The organism is Methylophilus sp. QUAN (assembly GCF_015354445.1).
In the GTDB taxonomy this organism is placed as follows: domain Bacteria; phylum Pseudomonadota; class Gammaproteobacteria; order Burkholderiales; family Methylophilaceae; genus Methylophilus.
The window spans coordinates 1,104,307-1,126,869 of sequence record NZ_JADKYT010000001.1 but is presented as its reverse complement, the minus strand read 5'-3'; the positions used below and the strand labels follow the sequence as shown (position 1 = coordinate 1,126,869).

The 22,563-nt window shown below is 51.4% G+C and carries 24 protein-coding genes; 4 read left to right on the top strand and 20 right to left on the bottom strand.

Translation table 11 applies throughout. The features are described from left to right. Positions 1–14: 14 nt before the first annotated feature. From dnaB to INP79_RS05535, 6 genes are all read right to left on the bottom strand, one after another. Positions 15–1,397: a replicative DNA helicase gene (gene dnaB / locus INP79_RS05560; protein WP_194753256.1), complete on the bottom strand. Its 1,383-nt coding sequence runs from the start codon at positions 1,395–1,397 to the stop codon at positions 15–17. Positions 1,398–1,539: 142 nt separating this feature from the next. Next, a complete protein-coding gene (gene rplI / locus INP79_RS05555) occupies positions 1,540–1,989 on the bottom strand; it encodes a 50S ribosomal protein L9 (protein ID WP_194753255.1) in 450 nt (149 codons plus the stop codon). Between the two features lie 21 nt (positions 1,990–2,010). Next, entirely contained in the window at positions 2,011–2,244 is a 234-nt protein-coding gene (gene rpsR / locus INP79_RS05550; protein ID WP_024929836.1) for a 30S ribosomal protein S18, read from the bottom strand. A 19-nt stretch (positions 2,245–2,263) separates the two neighbouring features. Further along, positions 2,264–2,554, bottom strand: a complete 291-nt coding sequence (priB, locus tag INP79_RS05545) for a primosomal replication protein N (protein ID WP_194753254.1) — start codon at positions 2,552–2,554, stop codon at positions 2,264–2,266. Between the two features lie 8 nt (positions 2,555–2,562). Beyond that, positions 2,563–2,937 (bottom strand): 30S ribosomal protein S6, encoded by a 375-nt coding sequence (gene rpsF / locus INP79_RS05540; RefSeq protein WP_194753253.1) that lies wholly within the window; start codon positions 2,935–2,937, stop codon positions 2,563–2,565. Between the two features lie 139 nt (positions 2,938–3,076). After that, positions 3,077–3,409, bottom strand: coding sequence for a hypothetical protein (locus INP79_RS05535; RefSeq protein ID WP_194753252.1), 333 nt, complete (start codon positions 3,407–3,409; stop codon positions 3,077–3,079). A gap of 244 nt (positions 3,410–3,653) precedes the next feature. Between INP79_RS05535 and epsA the strand changes: the two genes are divergently transcribed. Next, positions 3,654–4,433 carry an XrtB/PEP-CTERM-associated transcriptional regulator EpsA gene (epsA, locus tag INP79_RS05530; protein ID WP_194753251.1) on the top strand — a complete coding sequence of 260 codons (780 nt, stop codon included), beginning with the start codon at positions 3,654–3,656 and terminating at the stop codon, positions 4,431–4,433. 9 nt (positions 4,434–4,442) lie between these two features. On the opposite strand, the gene INP79_RS05525 is transcribed toward epsA, so the two are convergent. From INP79_RS05525 to INP79_RS05490, 8 genes are all read right to left on the bottom strand, one after another. After that, positions 4,443–4,868, bottom strand: coding sequence for an RNA-binding S4 domain-containing protein (locus INP79_RS05525; protein ID WP_194740926.1), 426 nt, complete (start codon positions 4,866–4,868; stop codon positions 4,443–4,445). Between the two features lie 2 nt (positions 4,869–4,870). Continuing rightward, on the bottom strand, positions 4,871–7,036 hold the full coding sequence (locus INP79_RS05520) for a Lon protease family protein (protein ID WP_194753250.1): 2,166 nt from the start codon (positions 7,034–7,036) through the stop codon (positions 4,871–4,873). Beyond that, entirely contained in the window at positions 7,033–7,497 is a 465-nt protein-coding gene (locus tag INP79_RS05515) for a molybdenum cofactor biosynthesis protein MoaE (protein ID WP_194753880.1), read from the bottom strand. The genes INP79_RS05520 and INP79_RS05515 overlap by 4 nt, the downstream gene beginning before the upstream one ends. 13 nt (positions 7,498–7,510) lie before the next feature. Then, entirely contained in the window at positions 7,511–7,768 is a 258-nt protein-coding gene (gene moaD, locus INP79_RS05510) for a molybdopterin converting factor subunit 1 (protein WP_194753249.1), read from the bottom strand. Further along, entirely contained in the window at positions 7,765–9,120 is a 1,356-nt protein-coding gene (locus INP79_RS05505) for a DNA recombination protein RmuC (protein WP_194753248.1), read from the bottom strand. The genes moaD and INP79_RS05505 overlap by 4 nt, the downstream gene beginning before the upstream one ends. A gap of 98 nt (positions 9,121–9,218) precedes the next feature. Further along, on the bottom strand, positions 9,219–9,962 hold the full coding sequence (locus tag INP79_RS05500) for a hypothetical protein (RefSeq protein ID WP_194753247.1): 744 nt from the start codon (positions 9,960–9,962) through the stop codon (positions 9,219–9,221). Positions 9,963–10,051: 89 nt separating this feature from the next. Continuing rightward, entirely contained in the window at positions 10,052–11,590 is a 1,539-nt protein-coding gene (locus tag INP79_RS05495; RefSeq protein WP_194753246.1) for an alkaline phosphatase, read from the bottom strand. A gap of 33 nt (positions 11,591–11,623) precedes the next feature. Continuing rightward, positions 11,624–12,367 carry a PEP-CTERM sorting domain-containing protein gene (locus INP79_RS05490; protein WP_228519725.1) on the bottom strand — a complete coding sequence of 248 codons (744 nt, stop codon included), beginning with the start codon at positions 12,365–12,367 and terminating at the stop codon, positions 11,624–11,626. Positions 12,368–12,830: 463 nt separating this feature from the next. Between INP79_RS05490 and INP79_RS05485 the strand changes: the two genes are divergently transcribed. The 3 genes from INP79_RS05485 to INP79_RS05475 are packed head-to-tail and all read left to right on the top strand — an operon-like array spanning position 12,831 to position 15,945. Further along, a complete protein-coding gene (locus INP79_RS05485; RefSeq protein ID WP_194753245.1) occupies positions 12,831–14,555 on the top strand; it encodes a CHASE2 domain-containing protein in 1,725 nt (574 codons plus the stop codon). Continuing rightward, entirely contained in the window at positions 14,552–15,043 is a 492-nt protein-coding gene (locus tag INP79_RS05480) for an SH3 domain-containing protein (protein ID WP_194753244.1), read from the top strand. Before INP79_RS05485 ends, INP79_RS05480 begins: the two co-directional genes overlap by 4 nt. Further along, complete coding sequence (locus INP79_RS05475; RefSeq protein WP_194753243.1) at positions 15,040–15,945, top strand: M48 family metalloprotease; 906 nt, start codon at positions 15,040–15,042, stop codon at positions 15,943–15,945. Before INP79_RS05480 ends, INP79_RS05475 begins: the two co-directional genes overlap by 4 nt. 59 nt (positions 15,946–16,004) lie before the next feature. Here INP79_RS05475 and INP79_RS05470 read toward each other — a convergent pair whose 3' ends face one another. From INP79_RS05470 to INP79_RS05445, 6 genes are all read right to left on the bottom strand, one after another. Beyond that, positions 16,005–17,009 carry an AI-2E family transporter gene (locus INP79_RS05470; RefSeq protein WP_370583231.1) on the bottom strand — a complete coding sequence of 335 codons (1,005 nt, stop codon included), beginning with the start codon at positions 17,007–17,009 and terminating at the stop codon, positions 16,005–16,007. Between the two features lie 27 nt (positions 17,010–17,036). Continuing rightward, the gene (locus INP79_RS05465; protein WP_194740918.1) at positions 17,037–17,597 is read right to left on the bottom strand and encodes a YigZ family protein; all 561 of its coding nucleotides are present in this window, start codon (positions 17,595–17,597) and stop codon (positions 17,037–17,039) included. Positions 17,598–17,607: 10 nt separating this feature from the next. Further along, positions 17,608–19,251 carry a formate--tetrahydrofolate ligase gene (locus tag INP79_RS05460; protein WP_194753242.1) on the bottom strand — a complete coding sequence of 548 codons (1,644 nt, stop codon included), beginning with the start codon at positions 19,249–19,251 and terminating at the stop codon, positions 17,608–17,610. Between the two features lie 32 nt (positions 19,252–19,283). After that, positions 19,284–20,777, bottom strand: a complete 1,494-nt coding sequence (locus INP79_RS05455; RefSeq protein ID WP_194753241.1) for a helicase HerA-like C-terminal domain-containing protein — start codon at positions 20,775–20,777, stop codon at positions 19,284–19,286. Between the two features lie 214 nt (positions 20,778–20,991). After that, positions 20,992–21,489 carry a DUF302 domain-containing protein gene (locus INP79_RS05450; protein ID WP_228519814.1) on the bottom strand — a complete coding sequence of 166 codons (498 nt, stop codon included), beginning with the start codon at positions 21,487–21,489 and terminating at the stop codon, positions 20,992–20,994. 117 nt (positions 21,490–21,606) lie between these two features. Continuing rightward, complete coding sequence (locus INP79_RS05445; protein WP_194753239.1) at positions 21,607–22,533, bottom strand: CysB family HTH-type transcriptional regulator; 927 nt, start codon at positions 22,531–22,533, stop codon at positions 21,607–21,609. Positions 22,534–22,563: the final 30 nt, after the last annotated feature.

Sequence of the window (22,563 nt, the reverse complement as noted above, 5' to 3'; positions counted from 1 at the left end):
CAATGCCAGCCAGATTAATACTCGTCAGGCATATACGCGGCGTTGGCGTAATCCATAAAGCGCGTATGCGCACCCATAAAGGTCAGGCGCACGCGGCCAATCGGGCCGTTACGCTGCTTGGCAATAATGATCTCGGCGGTGCCTTTTTCCGCGCTGTCCGGGTTGTAGTATTCGTCACGGTACACGAACATGATCAAGTCGGCATCCTGCTCAATCGCGCCCGATTCGCGCAAGTCACTCATCACCGGACGTTTGTCCGGACGCTGATCCACACTGCGGTTTAACTGCGAAATCGCAATCAAAGGCACATTTAATTCTTTAGCCAAGGCTTTGAGAGAACGTGAAATTTCAGAAATCTCGGTCGCCCGGTTTTCACCCTGGCGTCCGGCCGGTGAACTCATCAATTGCAAATAGTCGATCACAATCAGGCCCAACTCACCCGTCTGCCTATGCAAACGACGCGCACGCGCACGCACGTCAAAGCTACTTAAACCTGCGCCTTCATCAATATAAATCGGTGCTTCGTTCAATTTACCTAGCGCGGTGGTGAGTTTTTCCCAGTCCTCGTCTTCGAGGTTACCGTTACGCATCTTATGCTGGTCCAGGCGGCCAATCGAGCCAATCATACGCGTGGTCAACTGTGTCGCGCCCATCTCCATCGAGAAAATGGCCACTGCTTTGTTGGTCTCCAGGGCCACGTTTTCAGCGATGTTAATCGCAAACGCCGTTTTACCCATGGACGGACGACCGGCAATAATCACCATATCGCCACCTTGCAAACCAGAGGTCATTGAGTCGAGGTCGGTAAAGCCGGTTGGAATGCCCGTCACATCAGAATGGTTTTCACGCGAATACAAGTAGTCAATGCGGTCAGCCACTTGCGGCAATAACACTTGCATGCCCAAAAAGCCCTGACTCTTGCGGTTACCGCCTTCGGCAATCTGGAAAATCTTGGCTTCGGCTTCGTCGAGCAATTGCTGTGCATTGCGGCCGTTCGGCAGGTAAGCGCTTTCGGCAATATCGGTACCGACAGTGACCAGTTGGCGCATGACAAAACGCTCATGCACGATTTCAGCATAGCGGCGGATATTGGCCGCCGTCGGTGTGTTTTGTGCCAGTGCGCCCAGATAAGCCACGCCACCTACCGTTGTCAACTCATTGCTGTTTTCCAAGGACTCAGCCACTGTCACAATATCAGCAGGCTGGTTGCGCTCAATCAGACGCGCAATATGCTCATAAATCAGCTTGTGGTCGTGCTGGTAAAAATCTTGCGGCGCGAGGATATCAGCGATTTTGTCCAGTGCTTCGTTGTCGAGCAACAGCCCACCGAGGACCGATTGCTCAGCTTCAATGGAATGTGGAGGGAGTTTTAAGAATTCGAGTTGTTCATCAGCCATCTGGCGATTATACCGAAAAGCAGTCACGCATTTTGGGGTTTTGGCAGGGATGAAAGATTAAAAGTATTTTAGCTATGGAGGATCAGAGAAAAACAAAAAGGCTACCGAAGTAGCCTTTTTTATACTGCATACAGAGGCTTGATTAAGCTTCTGGTGTCACTGTTACAGTGATGTCTACAACCACGTCGTGGTGCAGTGCAACGCTCACCGCGAAGTCACCGATGTTCTTCAGTGGACCGTTTGGCAGGCGCACATCCGCTTTTTTCACTTCGTGACCTTGTGCTTGCAAGCCTTCAGCGATGTCCATGTTAGTCACGGAACCGAACAGACGACCATCCACACCAGCTTTTTGAGCCACTGTCAGGCTGAAACCAGCCAGTTTTTCGCCGCGTGCTTGTGCAACGGCCAACAAGTCAGCTTGTTGTTTTTCCAACTCAGCGCGCTGTGCTGCAAAAACAGCTTTGTTTGCTTCTGTTGCACGTTTAGCTTTACCCTGTGGAATCAGGAAGTTACGGCCGTAACCGTCTTTCACTTTAACCACGTCGCCCAGTGAGCCCAGGTTTGCTACTTTTTCCAATAAAATTACTTGCATGTTGTTCTCCTAAGCCGCCAATTAACCTGGGTGTTTGTCTGTGTAAGGCATCAGCGCCAGGAAACGTGCGCGTTTTACCGCGGTTGTCAGTTGACGTTGGTATTTAGCCTTGGTACCAGTCATACGGGCTGGGATGATTTTGAAGTTTTCAGAAACGAAATCTTTCAACAGATCTACGTCTTTGTAGTCAACTTCTTTGATGCCTTCTGCGCTAAAACGGCAGTAACGGCGACGTTTGTACATATCTCTTGCCATTTGAAACTCCTTAAATTCTTTAATACTGTATTCGCTGTAATTCTTGTATATGCAGTACCACTTGTGTGCTTTTTGCACTGCGCTGCGCCAAAAACCCCTTCACTTTGATGTGATCGCCGCTTTGCAATGGCAGATTGGCTTTTTCACCAATCAACACTGCGGGTAACTGACACTGCACTTTGCGATTCATCCCAGCTTCTTGCTGTTCTGAATCATGCTGCAATTGCAATCGCAACAAGGGTAAGCCTGCCGGTGTGTAACGCAACGCTTCAACAGAGTGAATCGTTGCCGCAATCACCAGCGTATTCACAACACGACTTAAGCAGTTGCCTCAGTGGTAGCAGCAGGTGCGTCACCAACGATGGTTTTGGATTTTTCCTCTTTCATCATTGGGCTTGGTGCTGTCACTGCTGTTTTCGTCGCGATTGTCAGGTGACGTAATACAGCATCGTTAAATTTGAAGCCGTGTTCCATTTCTTCCAGCACTTCTTGGCTGCACTCGATGTTCATCAACACGTAGTGTGCTTTGTGTACTTTTTGAATTGGATAGGCAAGTTGACGACGGCCCCAGTCTTCCAGACGGTGAATGTTGCCGCCATTGCCAGTGATTTGAGCGCGGTAACGCTCGATCATTGCTGGCACTTGTTCACTCTGGTCAGGGTGAACAATAAACACGATTTCATAGTGTCGCATGAGATTTCCTTGTGGTTATTAGCCACCTTCAGAACCAATCACGCACATGCCATGCGGCATACAGTGGTTGCGAACAAAGTGTGGCAAGGTTGCAAAGCACGCGATTATAAACCGGATTTCATGCTACAACAAGGACTTATTATTTTTTTGGCGGATTCTCCAGGCTTTTGTCTTCCTTGGGTAGAAAATAAGGATCAGACACATAACCCGGTCCTTTCATGATAATGATCACAATCAGCCCTATCATCATGGCACCAATAAAAAACCAGAAGGTAAACAGCAACCCCAGGAACATGGCCGTGCGCTCGATATCACGCGTCAACAAATCGCCGTTTTGCCACCAGGCATACGCTAGCGGCGCCACAAACACCAGCGTACCCAACAACCACCATTTGGGCAGTTTTTTCAGCAACTGCCATTCTTTATGACTGGGATAACGCACGCCATTCGGCAACTTATTTAGTCTACTCATCGCTGTCCACTCATACCTGCTGATGCATTACGATTCTTTACTTCTTATTTTAACGCAAGTATCCCTTTGTTTTGAAATGAAAAATCCAAAAAAGTGGAATCTTTGACTTGTATCAACCGAGATTTCTGCCTTAGCCACAGACTATCCCCATTAAAGAAGTATAGAATTGCGCCGTAAAGACCTTGAGACCATGAAGATACAGCGGGCTAAGTCCGTCCTGCGTAGAATAACTTGAGGTAACTGCATGCTGGTACAAAAAAAACAAACCCATTGGGAAGGCATCTTGCAGGCCATCCAGAACTCATATGCGATTAAACGCCATATTGAATTCTTTAACTGGCTAAAACAAGACATTCATCCGCTGATGCGGCACGATGTACTATTGGCGGCCTGGGGCGACTTTAGCAGTGGTGAACTGCATTTTGATGTATCGTCGTCATTTCCTGAATTATCCACACAGCGCCTGCTTGAAGACTCGGCCATTGTGAACTACCTGATGTGCAACTTATACAAGCGCTGGGTAGAAAATGACGACAAATGGTATGTGATCAACCGCTTTGATGCCAGCGGCATTCATGCACAATCACCCAATCCGTTCACCCAGCAACTGATTAAAATGCATTCATTAATGGTGTATGGCGTGCGTGATACGCGTGGCAAAGCGGACTGCATTTATGTCTTTTTTGACCGCACCAAAGAATTTACGGTACCAGACCAGATGCTGGGCATGATTATGCCGCACCTGGATGCTGCCATCCGCCGTATCGGCCACCTGACACCAGTGGTAAAAGATGAAGACTTGCTGGATAGCATGGCGCAAGGCGGCTTGTCTGACCGTGAGCAGGAAATTCTGCACTGGGTGCGTAGCGGCAAGACCAACCTCGAAATCGGCATGATTCTGAATATCAGCGCTAATACCGTTAAAAACCACCTCAAACGCATTTTCCAGAAACTGGATGTGTCTTGCCGGGCACAAGCCGTGGCTAAAACAGGCATGCCTGCAGGTGTACGCCGCCCGAGCTAATTCAAGCAACTAGCCCCGGCCGGTAAAGCGCTGAATCTCGCGCATTTGCCGCTTGGTGGGTCGCCCGAGGCCACGGTCACGTTCGGCATACTGATCAGCACCTGTCTCTTGTGCCTGTTGGCGTAGACGCTGGCTTTCATCCGTTTCGCGATAGAGTAACGCAGCCTCAGGTGCACCACGCCGCACATTGCTTAACGCCAGCACTTCTACTTCAATCTGCATGTCCTTGTTTTTGATGCTGACACGCATGCCGGGCTTCATTTCTCGTGCATTTTTAGCACGGTCACCATCGATACGTACTTTGCCGCCATCTACCGCTTCTGCCGCCAAACTGCGTGTTTTAAAAAAGCGTGCAGCCCATAACCATTTGTCCAGGCGGCAACCGTCGTCTTTTTCCGGGGGCGCTTCCTGCTTACGATGATGCGTGCGCGGCATAGTTAGAGGTCCAATTGATCTGGATGCTGCTGGATATAAGCCATGCGCGCCTGGTTACGTTCCAGGGTATGACGGTAACTGGCCAAGGCGCCTTGTGCACGCGCCATCAGCGTATCGCCTGCATACGTGCCGTCAGCCTCCTGCGTGCCAGCCTCACATTCCGTTAAATGCGCAATCCCCTCCAGCACGTGGTCGATAGCAATAATCTTGAACATGCCATTATTCACTGCCGTCACCACGCTCTCATCCAGCACCAGGTGGCGCTGATTACGTTTGGGGATAATCACGCCCTGCTCGCCATTCAAGCCCAAGGCTTCACAGACACGGAAATACCCTTCAATCTTCTCGTTGATGCCGCCAATCGGCATTACTTCGCCAAACTGGTTGAGCGCGCCGGTGACTGCCATGCCTTGCTTGATTGGCAAACCGGTCAACGCGGAAAGCAGTGCGAACAACTCGGCGCACGAGGCAGAGTCACCCTCAACGCCGGTATATTCCTGCTCAAATACCAGTGAGGCATTCAGGCTCAGTGGCGCCAGCGCCCAAAAACTGGCACTGAGCCAGTTTTGCAGAATATAAATCCCCTTGTCGTGCGTAGGGCCGCTCATATTGACTTCACGGTCAATGTTGATCACCCCACTGCGACCAGGATAGCAACGGGCGGTAATACGGATGGGCGAACCGAAACTGGCATCCCCCAACTCAATATGCGTCAAGCCATTAACCTGCCCCACTACATTGCCATGCACTTGAATCAGCAATTCGTTATCGATAATGGAGTCACGAATCTGCGTTTCAAAAAACTGCTGACGTAGCAAACGGGCCGAGAGCGCCTGCTTCACATGCACATCGGTCACCAGTCGCGCATCCGCTGCCACCGCCACACTTTCGTACATTAACTGGTCCAGATGGGCAAAACGCGTACTGATACGGCCCTGATCCTCCTCGACGCGATGCATAAACTGCAACATCACATTGACCGCTGCGCCGCTAAAATGAGGCAACACTTGCTGCTGACATTTGCGGGCAATATAGCCTGACACCCAGGCATAGTTTTCCAGTGTGGCTGGCACACGGTCTTCAAATTCGACTTTAATCGGGAAGAAATCAAAGAAATCCGGTTGCGCTTCCAGGCAATCGTAATAATCTTCGCGGCTGGCAATCATGACAATTTTCACATGCACCGGCAGTGCGCCATGGCGGTTGCCGCCTGCGCCCTGCTGTGCGTGGTTAGCCCAATCCTCAATCTGCACCTCGCAGTTACGCATAAAACGATACAGTTTTTCGAGCAATGCACTGCCATTGCCCTCGTCCTGCATTAAATCACGCAGATGCAACAACAGCATGCCACCATCGGCCTGATGCAGGCTACCTGCACGCAGGCGTAAAAACTCCGGCCATTGCGCAGACTCACCAGCGGCTGTTTCCAGCATGCCGAACAACGCCGCAAACCCCGGGTCTTTTTCTTCGACCACCGGTTGTTTCACGCCAGCCGTGAGATTGGCACGCTGATCGACCAGTAAATTGACGCGGAAGCGGGACAAGAAGCTGTCGTTGATAATACTGTCAGAGCCGCTTTCGCCCTCGCCCCCCACTTGCTGCCAGGCTTGCAAATAGGCCAGTACTTCCGGCTTAATGATATTAAAAAATGATGATAACTTGGCACTGCTTAACTGCGAGCGCAAGCTATCCACACGCTCTTCCAGCCAGGTTTCAGCCTGTGGCAGATTCACCTGCCCACTGGCATCTACCCACTGTTGCATTTCAGCGACCAAGGCCTTGATAAATGAATCCATCACCGTGCGTAATTGCGCACCCAGGCCCGCAGGCAATTTGATGTAGTTGACGCAAGCCTGCTGGCTAAAGTCATACAGGGCGACCAGATCTGTCAGCGAACTATCAATACCCGTGACGGCAGCGGCCTTCATGGCCGCCATGGTTAACGCCGCCCGGCCTGAGCCAGGTGTACCCAGCACCAGCACATTACTCCCGGCCTGCTGCAAGGACAGTCCCATCATCAGGGTTTTCTGCGCTTCCGGCTGTAATTTCCAGCCATAGTCCGTTAATCCCAAGTCGGCCGCATCCAGCAACGCTTCGGTAGATTCAAACGACATGGGCGACAGCTTGTAGGAAACGGTCATTTCATTAGGACTGAGTACTTGCATCATTTAGGCAGTTTCCACTGTTGTTTTGCTTGTTCATCGGATACACGGGCTTCTACCCAGTGCTGGCCAAAATCACCAACTTCTTTTTTCCAGAAAGGCGCCTCGGTTTTTAAATAATCCATCATAAAAGCACAGGCTTCAAACGCCGCTTGCCGGTGCAAACTGGTGGCAGCCACCAGCACAATCTGCGCCTGCGCGGGCAATCTCCCAACACGATGAATCATACGCACCCCTAGCAACGGCCAGCGTTGTGCGGCTTGCAGGGCAATCTGCTGCAAGGCTTTTTCGGTCATGCCAGGATAATGCTCAATGACCATCTCGCTTAACTGGCCAGCCGCAGACAGCTCGCGCACCAACCCGACAAAGTTCACCAGTGCACCCGCTTGTGGCGTCGCGGCCCTGAGCCGCTGCAACTCCAGGCCAACATCAAAATCGTCGGCCTGCACAGACACGTTGAGGTCAATGAGCGCGCTCAATCTAGCCCCCGGTCACCGGTGGGAAAAACGCCACTTCATCACCATCCTCAAACGTAGCCATATCATCCACCAGTTCATGGTTGATGGCGGCACGTACAACTCCACCACCACTAAACAATTTTTGCCAGGTATCGCCACGGCCCGATAGCCAGGACTTGAGCGCCACAATGGTTTCTATGCCGTCTGGTAACTCGACGTCTTCAGAAGAATAATTGACGACTTCTTTGATACGGGCGAAATATAAAATGGTGATATTCATGTGGGGGTGTTCTTTCCAGCCTCGTCTAATTCATCAAGCAATTCCAGCGTATCCAAGCCTGTCGTCTGCGCCAGTTCAACCTTTTCAATCTGGGCAAAGCGGCGGGAAATTTTCTGGCTGCTAATATGCACGTCCTGTGCGTTTTCATGTGCCTGGCGGATATTATCGGCCAGTTTTTTCATACGGGTATCAAAGCGGTCAAAATCTTTACTCAGTTTGCCCAGTTCATCTTTAATAATATGCACCTGCTTGCGCATCTCAACGTCTTTGAGCACCGCACGCGCTGTGTTTAACACGGCCATCAAGGTGGTAGGCGATACCAGCCAGACACGTTTTTGCATGGCGTAATCAACCACATCGCCGTGGTAAGCATGAATTTCGGCAAACACCGCTTCGGCAGGAATAAACATCACTGCACCGTCCGAGGTCTCATTGGCAATAATATATTTACTGCTAATGTCATCGATGTGTTTTTTAATATCGGCTTTAAACGACTTGGCCGCCTGCGCCTGCATCAGCTCCCCCAGGCTGCTATCAATCATGCGGTGATAGTTTTCCAATGGGAACTTACTATCTACCGCCACGGTGCCAGTCGGTTCAGGTAAGAACAAGGCGCAGTCCACGCGCGCGCCATTGCTCAGCGTATGCTGCATAGCAAAACTGCTGGCGGGCAACACATTACGCACCAACCCCTCCAACTGCACCTCACCGTACGCGCCACGGCTGCGCTTGTCGCCCAGCAGCTCTTGCAAACTCACCACATTCACGCTCAGGCCATCAATTTTCTTTTGTGCTTCATCAATGGTTGCCAAACGCTCCATGACGCTAACGAAGGTCTCATTGGTCTTCTTAAAGCCTTCTTCCAGGCGAATAGACACCTTGCCGCTCATTTCTTCCAGCCGCGTGTCCACAATCTTGGTTAACGCCTCTATGCTTTGCGTCAGGCTTTGCGTGGTGGTTTGCAAGGCGGTTTTGAGCAGGTTTTGCTGCAACATGCCCTGCTCGGACAAACCATTACGCAAACTCAGGCTGAGTTGCTCGCTGCTTTGGCTTAAATGGTCACGCTGCGCTACTTGTAAGGCTTGCATGGCTTCGCGGGTCGCGGTGAGTTCTTGCGACAACTGCGCACGCAAGCGATCCTGCTGGTCGTTATTTAAGCTTTGTAATCGGTCAGCCAGTTGATTAAGTGATTGATGCATCTCGCTCATCATCAGGCGATGTTTTTCTTCAAGCTGTTGGGAAAGTAGTTGCGACAATGCCTGCTGTGCAGCTTGTTGTTGCGTACGCCACTGCCAGACCAGCATGGCAATCACTAACAGCAACAGGAGTAACTGAATAATTTGAAGCGTCATGGCGGCATTATAGCCGATGAGCGTGTACGCCACATCGACGTAGCACAAATTCGCTGCGTCGATGTATGCGTGCTTGAAACGGATATTAAACGAGTAGGTTAATGCTCATGCGCATGCAAACCAGGCGCGCCGTGCGCTTTGGCCAGCCACTGCATTTCAGAAGGGTTGTGCTCCATATCGCCGAGGTCAGCATAATCCACGTGCTGGTAGTTGCTCAGTGCCGTCAGCGAAGTGGCAGGCGCAATCTCTACCGGCTGATCTGCCTTGGCGGCTGGTTGCAGTGATCGCAACTGGATATTCACCATGTGCTGCGGATAGGTATAAGCCACTTTATAAGGTAATTTTAATGCCGGAATCCACCAGACTTCGCTGCGAATGCCATCGCCCAATGTACCCTCATATTTTTCTACCGGGTAACCGTATTGCGTCGCAGGTGCTGCGTCTACTTTTTGCAGACTGGCCAGTTCGCTATCCGTCACCAATTGTGATTTCAGTTGCCAGAACTGCTCATCGGTCTTGATAGACAACAATTTCAAATCGACATCGGCATAATCAATGGCGCGGCGCTCGTCATGCATCAAATACACATAATTCATTTGCCCGGCTGGTTTTTTCAACCACAGGCTGCTGTGATGTGCAGGCTCACCGTTTTGATACAGATTGCGTATCTCGACCTGATTGGTGTCACGCATCAGCCACCACTGCACATGTTTGGCCTCTTCTGCTTTGCATGGTTGTGCGCATTGCACCGTTTCATAACGCGCATTCACTACGTCATCTGCCATGGCAACAGCACTCATGAATAACAGTGCCAGACATCCAGCGGATTTTTTCAATATCATGTTTTTCCATTCCAACCAAAGGGATCAGGGCAGCTTCAAGCTGCCCTGCCATTACTCACTATACTCAATACTCACAAGCGTACTGCAATTTAGAAGCCAAACGCATCTTTCATCACTTGGTAGATATAGCTCTGCTCTTGCACACCGTGCACCAGGTAGGCTTTAGGGCCAATCGCGTAAATCGCAACCTCTTCACCAGCATGGGTTTCTGAGCTCAATGGTACCAAAGCTTCCTGGTGGAAATCAGGATCTTCAGTATCCACACCAGACATATCTACCACACGGCCAGCAGCGATAGACTCGTTGTACACGGCATCGCCTGGAGAGTTCACATGGTAGCCTGGGCCGTTGGCGAAGCTCACTGTGGTGTAAGGCTTGCCATCTGCTGCCAAGGTTGGCGTCGTTTTGCCTGGTTCAACCACTTTGCCCAAAATCGGGTTGCCACGTTTTGGGTAACCGCCAATAGTCAAGGTGTGGCTATGGTCAGCCGTCACAATGATCAGGGTATCGTTCAGGTTCACTTTAGACACCGCTTCACGTACCGCATCAGACAATGCCACCGCATCTTTAAACGTACGGTAAGCGTTACCGGCGTGGGACGCGTGGTCGATACGACCACCTTCTACCATCAGGAAGTAACCGTTCTGGTTTTTCTTCAGGATATCCACGGCCTTACCGGTCATCTCGGCCAGTGAAGGTTCGCCAGCGATATCGTTAGGACGGTCTTGCTCGTATTCCATATGTGATGGATTGAACAGGCCCAATACTTTGGTAGTTGTTGCCGGGTTCAGCGCATTAAATGCGGTCTGGTTTTCGATATACACGCCACCAAACTTGCTCACGTATTCCTGGGTCAGGTTACGGCCATCCGTACGGCGGCCTTTAGTGCCTTCGATGTCAGTCACGCTGTTAGGCAAGAAATAGCTACGGCCACCACCAAATACCACGTCCACGCCGTCACCGATTTTGCCAGTGCCAAAGTTGTCGATCAGTTGTGCAGCGATATCTTTCACACCATTGCTGGCAGCGGCGGCTGACAGGTTTGCATTCGCTTCCCAGTCACGGTTAGAGATATGCGCGTAAGTAGCTGCTGGTGTTGCGTGTGTGATACGTGCTGTTGAAACCACACCAGTGGATTTGCCTGCCTGCTCGGCTTGCTCCAGCAATGTCGTCACTTTGTTAGCGTTCAATACTGTTGGGCTAGGCTCATTACGCGCCACAGACTGGTTAAGTGACAAAATACCATCGTTGGTTTTTACACCAGAAATCATGGCCGTCATGGTTGGTGCAGAGTCAGCCGTTTGCTGGTTGGTAGAATATGTTTTAGACAAGGCAACATATGGGAACTCTTCAAAGGACAGCTTATGACGTTCGCCATCAATGCCTTTCAGTTGACCTTCAAAAATACGTGCGCCAGTCACGGTAGAGATACCCATACCGTCACCGACAAACAAAATCACGTTTTTGGCTTTTTTGGCATTAGGTACCAGCTTCTTGCTGTCATTCAGGCTGGCAGCGCCATCGTTCAGCCAGAACTGGGCATCCTCAGCCATCGCCGCGTTAGAAAGAAGTTGTGAGCCCAGCAGCATGGCGACCATGGCCGTGCGTTTCAAGTTAAACAGTTGCATGTTGATTCCTTTATCAGCTTTTAATATTGTAAGTTATGAATAACGACGGCGCATCACTGCCGCGATCACACCCAGGCCGGCCAGCATCAGCGCATTGGTATCCGCCTCTGGCACAGATGACACGGTCTGCAAGCTCACGTTGTCCAGGCCCAACTGCAATGAGCTTTGGTTAGCCACCGTGGCAAAACGCAACACATAGCTACCACCGGCCGCCAGGCTGGATGAAAGGTCAAACTGGTAGTTGATATAATCGTTCGCTGCCAGGCCGCCATTGGCGCCACCGACATACAGTGTTTGCAAGATATCTGCGCTATTGGTCGAGAATGGATCGCTACCGGCCTTGAGCACATCTACACGCACGTGCTGGTTAGCATGGTCAGTCGCATCGACGCTGTAATCCAGGCCTGCGGCATCGATCTCGGTCGTCGCATTCTGGTTATTCACAAACATCTGGAATGACAAGGTCGCCTGGCTGACTGCCGTGGTTGTAAATGACTGATACAACACACTAGCCGCGAGGCCATAGTTATCCAGCAAGCCATAATAGCTGCCTTGATAAGCGCCAACCGTTGTGTTGCCTGTCACTTCTGACACCGTACCGGATTGTGACAACACGCCACCTAAAAAGCCTTGCTCGCCGACTTGCCAGCCAGAGATATCGTAACTATCTACGCCCTGCACCTCGAACCCACCGTTTTGAATCAACTCTGCTGCCTGCGCCTGAGACAGTGCTGCTGCGCCGAGCAAACCAGCCAACACCCATGGTTTTAGCTTCATTCTGAACATCCTCTCTGAATGCTTAATTAAATATTGTCTGCCACAGCACTTTGTGAGCGCTGTGTCACCTTGAGCATTCTTGAAAAACTGTATGTCAGAAAGTTTTCACTGGCATGAAGCTTATATGACGGGCCTGACTACGCCGCCGCCGAGAAAATAAAATAATGCAGGGATTAAAAAAGAAAAAACCCCGCACTGGCGGGGCTATAAAGAGACTTTAAACTTGAAAAACACGCCACAATCACACCAAGGCATCTACGATGCCAAAGATGAGCAAAAGCAGAAATCGAAACTACATGATTTTCAGATTTCAGCAAGTGATCATCGCTGCGTCCTTGTGATGTTGCTAGAATACTGACGATGCCTGGTGGTCACAATGACCCGTTCGGGTCATCCGGCGCTAGTCGCAAGAAACCAGGAACAAGCATCACCTGAAACAGGCAAACAATAACAAGGGAGCGATATGTTAAAACTCAAATTGATGCTGGGCTTTTGGCTGGCCAGCCTGACCCGAAAACTAAAGAATAACTTTTACCTGTATCTGGCCCTGTTATTCAGCGTGGTGATCTTGCTCGACGCCGCCGTGTTTCATGTCGGGCAAAACATGCGCGACAAAGCCTTTGACCTGATGGTCAAGAACCGCATTCTCAAACCCGCAGTTGACCCATCTATCGTCATTGTTGATATCAATGAAGCCAGTCTGGATGCCATGGCCAAGGAATATGGCCGCTGGCCGTGGCCGCGCCAGGTGATAGGCGAGCTGGTGGAAAATATCCAGCAACAACAGCCTAAAGCCATCGTGTTTGATATTGTGTTTTCGGATGCCGACGTCTACAACCCGGATAGCGACAGCTATTTCAACGATGTCATCACCGAATGCCAGCATTGCTTCTTTCCATTGCTGCGCCTGGACACCAGCCAGGATAGCCAAAGCCAACTGACCTATGCGCAAATTCCCGGGCTGGTTGCGGCTGCCGATGCAGACAAACAAGCCACCTTTGCCGCGATCCCACCCTACTTCAAAGGTGCCTGGAAACCGGGCCGCCTGGGCACACATAATGTGTACCCGGATAACGATGGCGTGGTGCGCCAATATCGCATGCGCCACCAGGACCGTGGCTGGACTTTGCCTGCCCTACCATTGGTGGTTGCCGAAGCCCAGGCAGAGATTAGCCGCAACACCCCGGATGAAATGTTGCTCAACTGGCGTGGTAAACCATTTACCTACCACTACGTGAGTTTTAGCGATGTGTATCGCGACCTCAGCAGCGCCAAGCCGACGCGTGTAAAAGATGAGTTTAAAGGCAAAATTGTCATCATCGGTTCCACCGCGCCGGCATTGTTTGACATCAAGCCGACGGCCATGGACAAGCAGTTCCCTGGCGTGGAGATTCTGGCCACCGCGCTGGATAACAGCCTGCATCAGGATTACCTCAAGGTCTGGCGCGGCAAACTGCCTTATATCCTGCTGAGTTTCTTACTGGTGTGGCTCACCACGCTGGCGTTTTATTTCAAGGTTGATCGCGACCGCTTTAACGGCGTGTTTACTGGCAGCCAGATTGGTTTGCTGGTGTTGTCTTACCTGGCCATCAACCTGTTTCATACCTACTTGGATTTGGCCGCGCCTATTTTCTGGGCAGTGGCTTATTTTGGCGTGGCTAAAATCTACGCACTGGCCACCGACCGTGCCTTGCAACGCTGGCTGGCGTTTGGCCTCACCTCCAACAGCGCAGAGCTGGAGGTACTGCTGATGCCAATTGCAATTGAAAGCCCGGAAACATTGGGCGATGCGGCCATGAAACGCATTCGTCGCGAAATTGAACAAGCCTGCCGCGCACCGACGCAAATTGATATTTTAACTGGCACCCAAAGCGGTATCTGGGGTTTGTTTGGCGATATGGTCATGGTCAGTTGGCAATATGCGCCTGAAACCACCTACCGTGAGGCGGCGCAACAAGACGCCCAGCAATTGTCTGCGCAACTGCAAACATTACTCAATCAATTGAGTCTACCTGGCGCACCTGTCGTGCGTTACAGCACACATCAGGGCAAGATTGCCAACCATGCGCCGCAACTGGCCGCACAGTGGCGTATATTGTTCGCACAAGCCATGATACAACTGGAAATGAGTGCTTTAGCAGATTCAACAACCAGTGCACATCACAATCAACAGGAGAATAAAGCATGATCAAAAAACACATCCTGTGGCTACTGACGGCATTTGCATGCAGTCAGGCAGCCGCTGCGGAGACCGGGGTCGCCCTCAAAGCAGACCAGCTACGTGCAGAGTCCTTTAGCGATGCCAAAGTGGTCGGCAGCGTCAATAAAAACGATGCTGTGGAAATCCTCAATAAAAAAGGTGCCTGGCTGCAGATTAAATCGGCAGGCAAAACCGGCTGGGTGCGGTTGCTCACCGTTAAACGCAATAACACAGGCGGCAATAATGTGGCAGGCGTGGTGGGCGTTGCCACTGGCCGTAGTGGCACGGGCAAAGTCGTGTCGACGACCGGTATCCGTGGCCTGAGTGCAGAAGACCTCAAAACCGCGCAATTTAACGAAGCAGAAACCAAAAAACTGGAAAGCTACACTGTCAATGCGGACGATGCGAAACAGTTTGCCAGCAACGGTGGACTCAGTAACCGCACCTATCCTTACTTTACCGGGAGCGCACAATGAACAAGACCTTGAAACAGGCCATCGCGCTTGCGTTGTGCAGCAGCCTAGCATGGGGCACCGCTTCTGCGCTGGACCTCAAAGGCGTACTCAAAGATGCAGTCAACGATCAACTGGGCACGGGCAGCAAAACAGAACCTACCACTGCAAATAATGACACGCAGAGTAACGCCTCGACACAAGACAAGCTGGCCAACATTAACTGGAAAAACCCTAGCCGCGAAGACGAAATTGCAGTCGGCCGCAATGTCACCGGCACCATACTCGGTGCTGCGCCACTGGTGAATGACGCGCAACTACAGCAATACGTGAACAAGGTTGGTCGCTGGGTCGCCAGCCAATCCGAGCGTGCCGATTTACCCTGGCATTTTGGCGTGATTGATAGCAATGATGTCAATGCCTTTGCCGCCCCTGGCGGCTATGTGCTGATCACCAAAGGCCTGTACCTGCGCCTGACCAGTGAGGCACAACTGGCAGGTGTACTGGGGCATGAAATCGCGCATGTGGTGCAAAAACACCACCTGAAAGTGATGCAAAAACAGGCGCTGCTGGATGCAGGTACTTCTTTTCTCAAAGAAAAAATTAGCAAAAACAAACTGACACAACGGGCGGTGTCTACCGGCGCAGAAATCAGTGCACGCAACCTGGACAAAAGCGCCGAATTTGAAGCCGACAGCATGGGCACGGTGCTGGCAGCCCGCGCAGGTTACGAAGCTTATGGCCTGGCAGAAGTACTTCAGGACATGGAAACCATTAACAATAATGATGGCAGCGTGGCCCTATTGTTCCAGACCCACCCCCACCCGGACGACAGGCTGGCGCAACTCAGCCTGGTCAGCGGTGACCAGATGGATAAGATCAGTGGTGGCAAAACCCTGGAAAACCGTTTATATAAATTGAAATAAGTACTGTGGTAAATAAATAAGGCTCGCCACGGCGAGCCTTATTTATTTGATCAGCGACTCTATACCCAGCCGCGTTCACGGCACTCACTCTTGATATACGCATAATATACCGGTGCCGCCACGATGCCCGGCAAGCCGAACGTCGCCTCCATCAACAGCATAGCCAGCAGTAGCTCCCAGGCATAGGCGCGAATCTGGCCGCCGACGATGCGCGCATTGAGGAAGTATTCAAACTTATGGATCAAGATTAAAAACGCCAGCGAACCCATGGCCACCATAAATGAATGACTGGTACTCACAATCACAATCACGGTATTGGAAATCAGGTTACCAATCACAGGCAACAAACCAACCAGGAAAGTAATGGCAATCATGGTTTTGGTAAACGGCAAATGCACGCCACATAAAGGCAAGATCACGGCTAGATAAATACCGGTGAGCGCCGCATTCACTGCAGAAATTTTCACCTGTGCAAACACGATATTTTTAAAGGCTTGTGCAAACAAGGTGATGCGCTGCAACAGGCTTTGCGCAAACGGTTTATGATTCACTTTGGTTTGCACGTCATGCAAGGCAATCATCGCGCCTATCACCATGCCGATGAGGATATGCGCTAAATGATGTCCGGCTTCTTTGCCCAGCAATTGCCAGTCAGCAGAATGCGCGCGCAACCAATCAATCACAGTTTGTTGCAAGGTAATGGCATCATCCGGCAGGCGCTCATTCAGCCATGGCGGCAATACCTTGCGCGAATCTTCAATAATCTTGGCCAGTTGATCGAACAACACGGCCAGGCCTCCGGCATCGCTGCGTATCAAGGTAATAATCCCCATGCCCAACGCCACCAGCAGACCAATGACCAAAGTCGCAATCAGCACCACAGCCAGCCACTTGGCATATTTTCCGGGCAATTTACGCGCAATTAACGGCGAAATGACGTGAATTAACTCAAACACCAACAAGCCAGCCAGCAAGGCAGGCAACAATTGCACCTGCAATACCAGCCACATCAACACTGCCATCAGAATATAGGTGGCGATTTCAAATCGTTGGGTTTGGGTCACACAGGCTCCGGTCTATTATTGGGTCTATCACTCAAATCTGGCTTGCAATTGCCTGGCAGCATCCAGCGGCAACTTGAGCAGAAACTGGACACTTTCGCCAAACTGCTTGTCCAGCACTTCACCATGCAGCTTCTGCACCTCTCGCGTGAGTTCATCCACTCGCTTATAGGTGGTGGATATTTTTAATTGCACCATTTCCACAAATGGCATGCTTCCCGCCTGCTCCATGGCCTGCTTGGCGGTGCCGCCATAAGCACGCACCAAGCCACCGGTGCCCAAGTTAATGCCGCCATAATAACGCACAACGGCCACGCAGCAATTGACATAATTCTGCCCGTCCAGCATTTGCATAATCGGCTTGCCCGCAGTCCCTGCAGGCTCACCTGCATCCGAAAATCGCGCCACGATGCCTTCTGCCGTTTTCATTCTAAACGCATAGGCCAGATGCCCTGCTGTTTGGTGCTCGCTGGCAAACTGGCGCAAAAACAAGGCGAGTTCACGTTCATTTTCACAGCGCATGGCGCGCGCAATAAAACGGGATTTGTTAATGGTGTGGTCGGCCTGGCCGAGTTGACTAAAAGTGAGCATGGCACATACTTCAGGAAAGGCCGCTTATTCTACCACTGGCATCGACACCGATGCGTGCACTGGCCGGCTGCTTAGGCAGGCCCGGCATGGTCATGATGTCACCACAAATCGCCACCACAAAGCCAGCACCGCGCGACAGGCGTAACTCACGCACATGCAACACATGATGTTCTGGCACATTGCGCAACTTGGCATCACAAGAGAGCGAATACTGCGTTTTGGCCACACACACTGGGAAGCCCTTGCTAGCCTCTGCCATCTGCGTTAATTGCTGCTGGGCTAATGCACTGTAAGTCACACCACTGGCGCCATAAATGGCCTGCGCAATGGTGGCCAGTTTTTCTGCCAATGGTAAATCATCTGCATACAGCAAACGTGGCGCCGCCCCTTGTTGCGCCTGGGCAGCCACAGCATGCGCCAGACTCAACGCCCCCGCCCCGCCTTGCGCCCAGTGCCTGCACACATGCAGACTGGCCCCCAGCGACTCCACGGCAACTTGCACCAACGCCACTTCAGCCTCAGTGTCGGCAGTAAAGTGATTCAGCGCAACGACCACCGGCAAGTCAAAATGCTGGCGCAAGTTTGTAATATGTTTTTCCAGATTGGCAACACCAATGGCTAATGCTGACAGGTTTTCCGTATTCAAATCGGCGACTTCCACACCGCCGTTATATTTCAAGGCACGCACGGTGGCCACAATCACCGCCACATCCGGCCGCAAGCCTGACTGGCGGCATTTGATATCCATAAATTTTTCAGCACCCAGGTCAGCGCCAAACCCGGCCTCAGTCACCACATAGTCGGCCAGGCGCAACGCCGTTTTAGTCGCCACCAATGAGTTACAGCCATGCGCGATATTAGCAAAGGGGCCGCCATGCAACAACGCTGGCGAGCCTTCCAGCGTTTGCACCAGGTTAGGCTGAAAAGCATCCTTCAATAAGGCGGTCATGGCGCCCTCGGCCTGTAAGTCACCGGCCAGAATGGGAGTTCCTTGCTGATTTAGCCCCACCTGAATCTGACCCAACCTGCGTGTTAAATCCGCCAGGTCAGTTGCCAGGCAGAAAATCGCCATCACTTCGCTAGCCACCGTAATATCAAAGCCAGTATGCACATCATTATCCAGCGTGATGCGCCGCAAGGCACGGTCGTTCATATCCATGCAACGGCGCCAACTCACGGTATCAAACTGCAATGCATTACCATGATAAATATGGTTATCGATGAGGGCTGCGAGCAGATTATTGGCCGCACTAATCGCGTGAAAGTCGCCAGTAAAATGTAGGTTAATATTTTCCATCGGCACCACTTGCGCATAGCCGCCGCCAGTGGCGCCGCCCTTCATGCCAAACACTGGCCCCAGCGAAGGTTCACGCAAGCAAGCCAGTGCATGATAGCCCGCCTGATTCAAGGCATCGGTGAGACCAACAGTGGTGGTGGTTTTTCCTTCTCCGGCAGGTGTCGGATTGATTGCCGTGACCAAAATAAGCTTGGCTTTGGCAGGCTGTGCATGTAGCCGATTGACAGTCGCCTGCGTCAATTTAGCCATATACTGGCCATAGGCATGCAACTCATGTGACGACAAACCGACTTTGGCAGCAATCTCTACAATGGGCTCTAGCGTGGCGGCCTGGGCGATGTCGATATCACTTAACATGCAGATGTCCTGATTGGGCTGACGAGGTTAGATTAACGCTTGGTCTTGCTGCCCCCGAGAATCGAGCCCAGCACACCGCGGATAATGGCACGCCCCAGTTGAGAGCCAATGGCTCGCGCCGCAGATTTGGCCGCAGACTCCAGCACCGAATCTGAACGGCTGGTTTTGCCTCCCAGAATGCCACCTAAATCAAAGCCTGAGCCTTCTTCCTCTTTTTGCGTTTGCGCCTGCGTGGCCGAGGCCGCCTGGTCTGCCCGCTGCTTGAGAATCTCGTAGGCCGATTCGCGGTCGACCAGTTTGTCATAGACACCAGCCACCAGCGACTGCGTCATCACCTGCTTGCGCTCGGCATCAGTTGCCGGGCCAACCCGGCTTTCCGGCGGACAAATAAACACGCGCTCAACTGGTGTCGGCGCGCCCTTTTCATCTAAAAATGAGACCAGCGCCTCACCCACGCCCAACTCGGTAATCGCCGTTGCCACATTCAATTTGGGATTCGCGCGGAAGGTTTGCGCCGCCACCTGCACCGCTTTTTGGTCACGCGGCGTAAATGCACGCAAGGCATGCTGCACACGGTTACCCAATTGGCCCAGTACCACATCCGGGATATCCAGCGGGTTTTGTGAGACGAAATAAACACCTACGCCTTTAGAGCGCACCAGACGCACCACTTGTTCGATTTTTTGCATGAGGATTGCAGGCGCGTCGTTAAACAACAAATGCGCCTCATCAAAGAAAAACACCAGTTTGGGCTTTTCCATATCGCCGACTTCTGGCAGCTTTTCAAACAGTTCGGACAATATCCATAACAACAAGGTCGCGTATACGCGTGGCGAATTGAGTAGTTTGTCCGCTGCCAGGATATTGATAAACCCCAATCCTTTGGCATCGGTTTGCATCATATCTTCCAGGTTCAACGCGGGCTCACCAAACAGGATATCGCCACCTTCGGTTTCCAGTTGCAGCAAAGCACGCTGAATCGCGCCGACGCTAGCGGTGGAAATATTGCCATACTGGGTTTGGTAAGTGGCTGAATTTTCAGCACAATGCTGCGCCATCGCGCGCAGATCTTTCATATCCAGCAACAGCATGCCATTGTCATCTGCAATCTTGAAAATCGCATTTAACACACCGGCCTGCACGTCATTCAGGTTAAGCATGCGCGCCAACAATAGCGGCCCCATTTCACTTAGTGTGGTACGTACCGGATGGCCTTTTTCGCCAAACATATCCCAGAACATCACCGGATAAGCTTTATTGGCATAATCAGTCAGCCCTAATTGCTGCACCCGCGCGTCAACCTTGGCATTCCCGCCGCCAACCTGGCTCATGCCGGATAAATCACCTTTAACGTCAGCCATAAATACCGGCACGCCTATACGTGAAAACTGCTCAGCCAAACTTTGCAAGGTCACCGTTTTACCCGTGCCGGTGGCGCCTGCAATCAGGCCATGGCGGTTGGCCATTTTTGGCAGCATCACGCTGTCGACATCATTATTTTTTGCGATAAGCATAGGTTGAACCATGGCGTGTACTCAAACAATTAAAGTTAAGTTGAGTATAGGCGATGGCTGATAAAAGAGGAAGATTGTTGTTTTGCCGGAAGGGCGAAATGATTTAAAAATTTTAGCCACAGAGCGCACAGAGACAAGCCCTTGGTTTGTACTACGGCTATAAAAGCATCAGAAATCGCATGTTGCAGAGATCTCCTCTGTGGCTTAAAGAATGTCTTTGTAAATATTAAAAATCGCCGCGCCGCGCTTTTTCCATCAACTCGATCAATGCATCTTCAAGTTGCTGTGCCGAGGCTTGCGCCCTAGCGGTGGGGTGTTTGATATTTTTCAAATCATGCGTAGGCCGGTCCAGACCAAGATAGAGCTGGCGTTTGCCACTGGCATCCGGCTTTTCATAAATAGCCAGGCGGCAAGGTGCAAATACCAGAAACTCGGGGTGATCGAGAATAATCTCGTTGCCCATACTTAAATTACAAAAGGTGCGTACTTCTTTCACGCCTTGCGGATCCTGGCCACGTTGCTTCATATGGTCTCCAATCGGGAAATTGGCCGGATTGACGAAATTCATGCCTTCAGAGATCGACTTCAGGCTATCAACTAAGTCCTGATAAGTCACCCCCTCCTTCACTGGCACCTCATAAATCGCGTTATCCAGGTCTACATCCGGCATGCCATGGCCGATGACACGCACATGCGCAGGGGCTGCGCACACCTGCATGCTCATGATCAAGCCCAGACAACCCAGCACTCTCAACAGGTATAAGCGCATGACACCCCTCTTCATCTTCTACACAGACCAGTGCATTACAGCATGTTAGCCATCACTGCCGTGTGACTCTCATCACAAGTCCTGGTGCAACGCACGCTGCACGGTGCGTTTATCGTATTGTGGTGACAGCATGGTAATAAAGTTCAACATGTAGTCGCGCAAGAACGCATCGCGGCGCACCCCCAAATAAGTCGTGCTATTAGGGAACAAATGGCTGCAATCCAGGCTTTTGAGCGGCGCGTCACGGGTTTCTTCATACGCCATATTCGCAATCAGGCCGATGCCCAAGCCTAAATTGACATAGGTTTTAATGACGTCGGCATCAATCGCGGTAAACACCACATTCGGCTGTAAGCCAGCGTCGTGAAACACCTTGGAGACCAAAGTGCCGCCGGTAAACGCGAAGTCATAGGTAATCAAGGGGTAACTCGCTAAATCGCTCAAGGTTAGCTTGCTTGCTTTTAACAATGCATGTTCAGGAGGCACCACCAGGCAACGGTTCCACTCATAGCAGGCCAGGCAAGACAAACGCTCGTCATGGCTGATGTTTTCTGTCGCAATACCGACATCAGCCTCACCAGAGGCCACTAACTCAGTCACCTGCGCCGGGTTGCCCTGATGGATAGTCAGTTTGACATTGGGATATTGGGCAATAAACTGCTTCACCGCCGAGGGCAAGCGGTAGCGCGCCTGCGTATGTGTGGTCGCAATGGTCAACTCGCCCGTGTCCTCACGGCTATATTCGTCACCCACGCGCTTGATATTTTGCATATCCAGCATGACGCGTGCTGATAGCTCGACAATTTTGCGGCCAGGCTCAGTCACGCCTATCAAACGTTTACCGTTACGCTGAAAAATCTGCAACCCCAGCTCTTCTTCGAGCAACTGGATCTGCTTGCTGACGCCGGGTTGCGATGTATGCAATACTTCAGACGCCGCAGAGATATTTAATTGTTGCCGGACAACCTCATGCACATAACGTAACTGGTGAAACTTCATTGCCAACCCCATATAACCAAATGCTATATA

Coding starts and splice junctions, on each gene's coding strand:
- INP79_RS05460 (WP_194753242.1), bottom strand. CDS start 19,251: ATGTTAAGTGATATCGACATCGCCCAGGCCGCCACGCTAGAGCCCATT.
- rpsF (WP_194753253.1), bottom strand. CDS start 2,937: ATGCGACACTATGAAATCGTGTTTATTGTTCACCCTGACCAGAGTGAA.
- INP79_RS05450 (WP_228519814.1), bottom strand. CDS start 21,489: ATGAGCATGCAGGTGTGCGCAGCCCCTGCGCATGTGCGTGTCATCGGC.
- INP79_RS05500 (WP_194753247.1), bottom strand. CDS start 9,962: ATGATATTGAAAAAATCCGCTGGATGTCTGGCACTGTTATTCATGAGT.
- INP79_RS05455 (WP_194753241.1), bottom strand. CDS start 20,777: ATGGTTCAACCTATGCTTATCGCAAAAAATAATGATGTCGACAGCGTG.
- INP79_RS05525 (WP_194740926.1), bottom strand. CDS start 4,868: ATGCCGCGCACGCATCATCGTAAGCAGGAAGCGCCCCCGGAAAAAGAC.
- INP79_RS05505 (WP_194753248.1), bottom strand. CDS start 9,120: ATGACGCTTCAAATTATTCAGTTACTCCTGTTGCTGTTAGTGATTGCC.
- rplI (WP_194753255.1), bottom strand. CDS start 1,989: ATGCAAGTAATTTTATTGGAAAAAGTAGCAAACCTGGGCTCACTGGGC.
- INP79_RS05480 (WP_194753244.1), top strand. CDS start 14,552: ATGATCAAAAAACACATCCTGTGGCTACTGACGGCATTTGCATGCAGT.
- INP79_RS05520 (WP_194753250.1), bottom strand. CDS start 7,036: ATGATGCAAGTACTCAGTCCTAATGAAATGACCGTTTCCTACAAGCTG.
- rpsR (WP_024929836.1), bottom strand. CDS start 2,244: ATGGCAAGAGATATGTACAAACGTCGCCGTTACTGCCGTTTTAGCGCA.
- moaD (WP_194753249.1), bottom strand. CDS start 7,768: ATGAATATCACCATTTTATATTTCGCCCGTATCAAAGAAGTCGTCAAT.
- INP79_RS05475 (WP_194753243.1), top strand. CDS start 15,040: ATGAACAAGACCTTGAAACAGGCCATCGCGCTTGCGTTGTGCAGCAGC.
- dnaB (WP_194753256.1), bottom strand. CDS start 1,397: ATGGCTGATGAACAACTCGAATTCTTAAAACTCCCTCCACATTCCATT.
- INP79_RS05485 (WP_194753245.1), top strand. CDS start 12,831: ATGTTAAAACTCAAATTGATGCTGGGCTTTTGGCTGGCCAGCCTGACC.
- epsA (WP_194753251.1), top strand. CDS start 3,654: ATGCTGGTACAAAAAAAACAAACCCATTGGGAAGGCATCTTGCAGGCC.
- INP79_RS05495 (WP_194753246.1), bottom strand. CDS start 11,590: ATGCAACTGTTTAACTTGAAACGCACGGCCATGGTCGCCATGCTGCTG.
- INP79_RS05490 (WP_228519725.1), bottom strand. CDS start 12,367: ATGAAGCTAAAACCATGGGTGTTGGCTGGTTTGCTCGGCGCAGCAGCA.
- INP79_RS05535 (WP_194753252.1), bottom strand. CDS start 3,409: ATGAGTAGACTAAATAAGTTGCCGAATGGCGTGCGTTATCCCAGTCAT.
- INP79_RS05445 (WP_194753239.1), bottom strand. CDS start 22,533: ATGAAGTTTCACCAGTTACGTTATGTGCATGAGGTTGTCCGGCAACAA.
- INP79_RS05465 (WP_194740918.1), bottom strand. CDS start 17,597: ATGCTCACTTTTAGTCAACTCGGCCAGGCCGACCACACCATTAACAAA.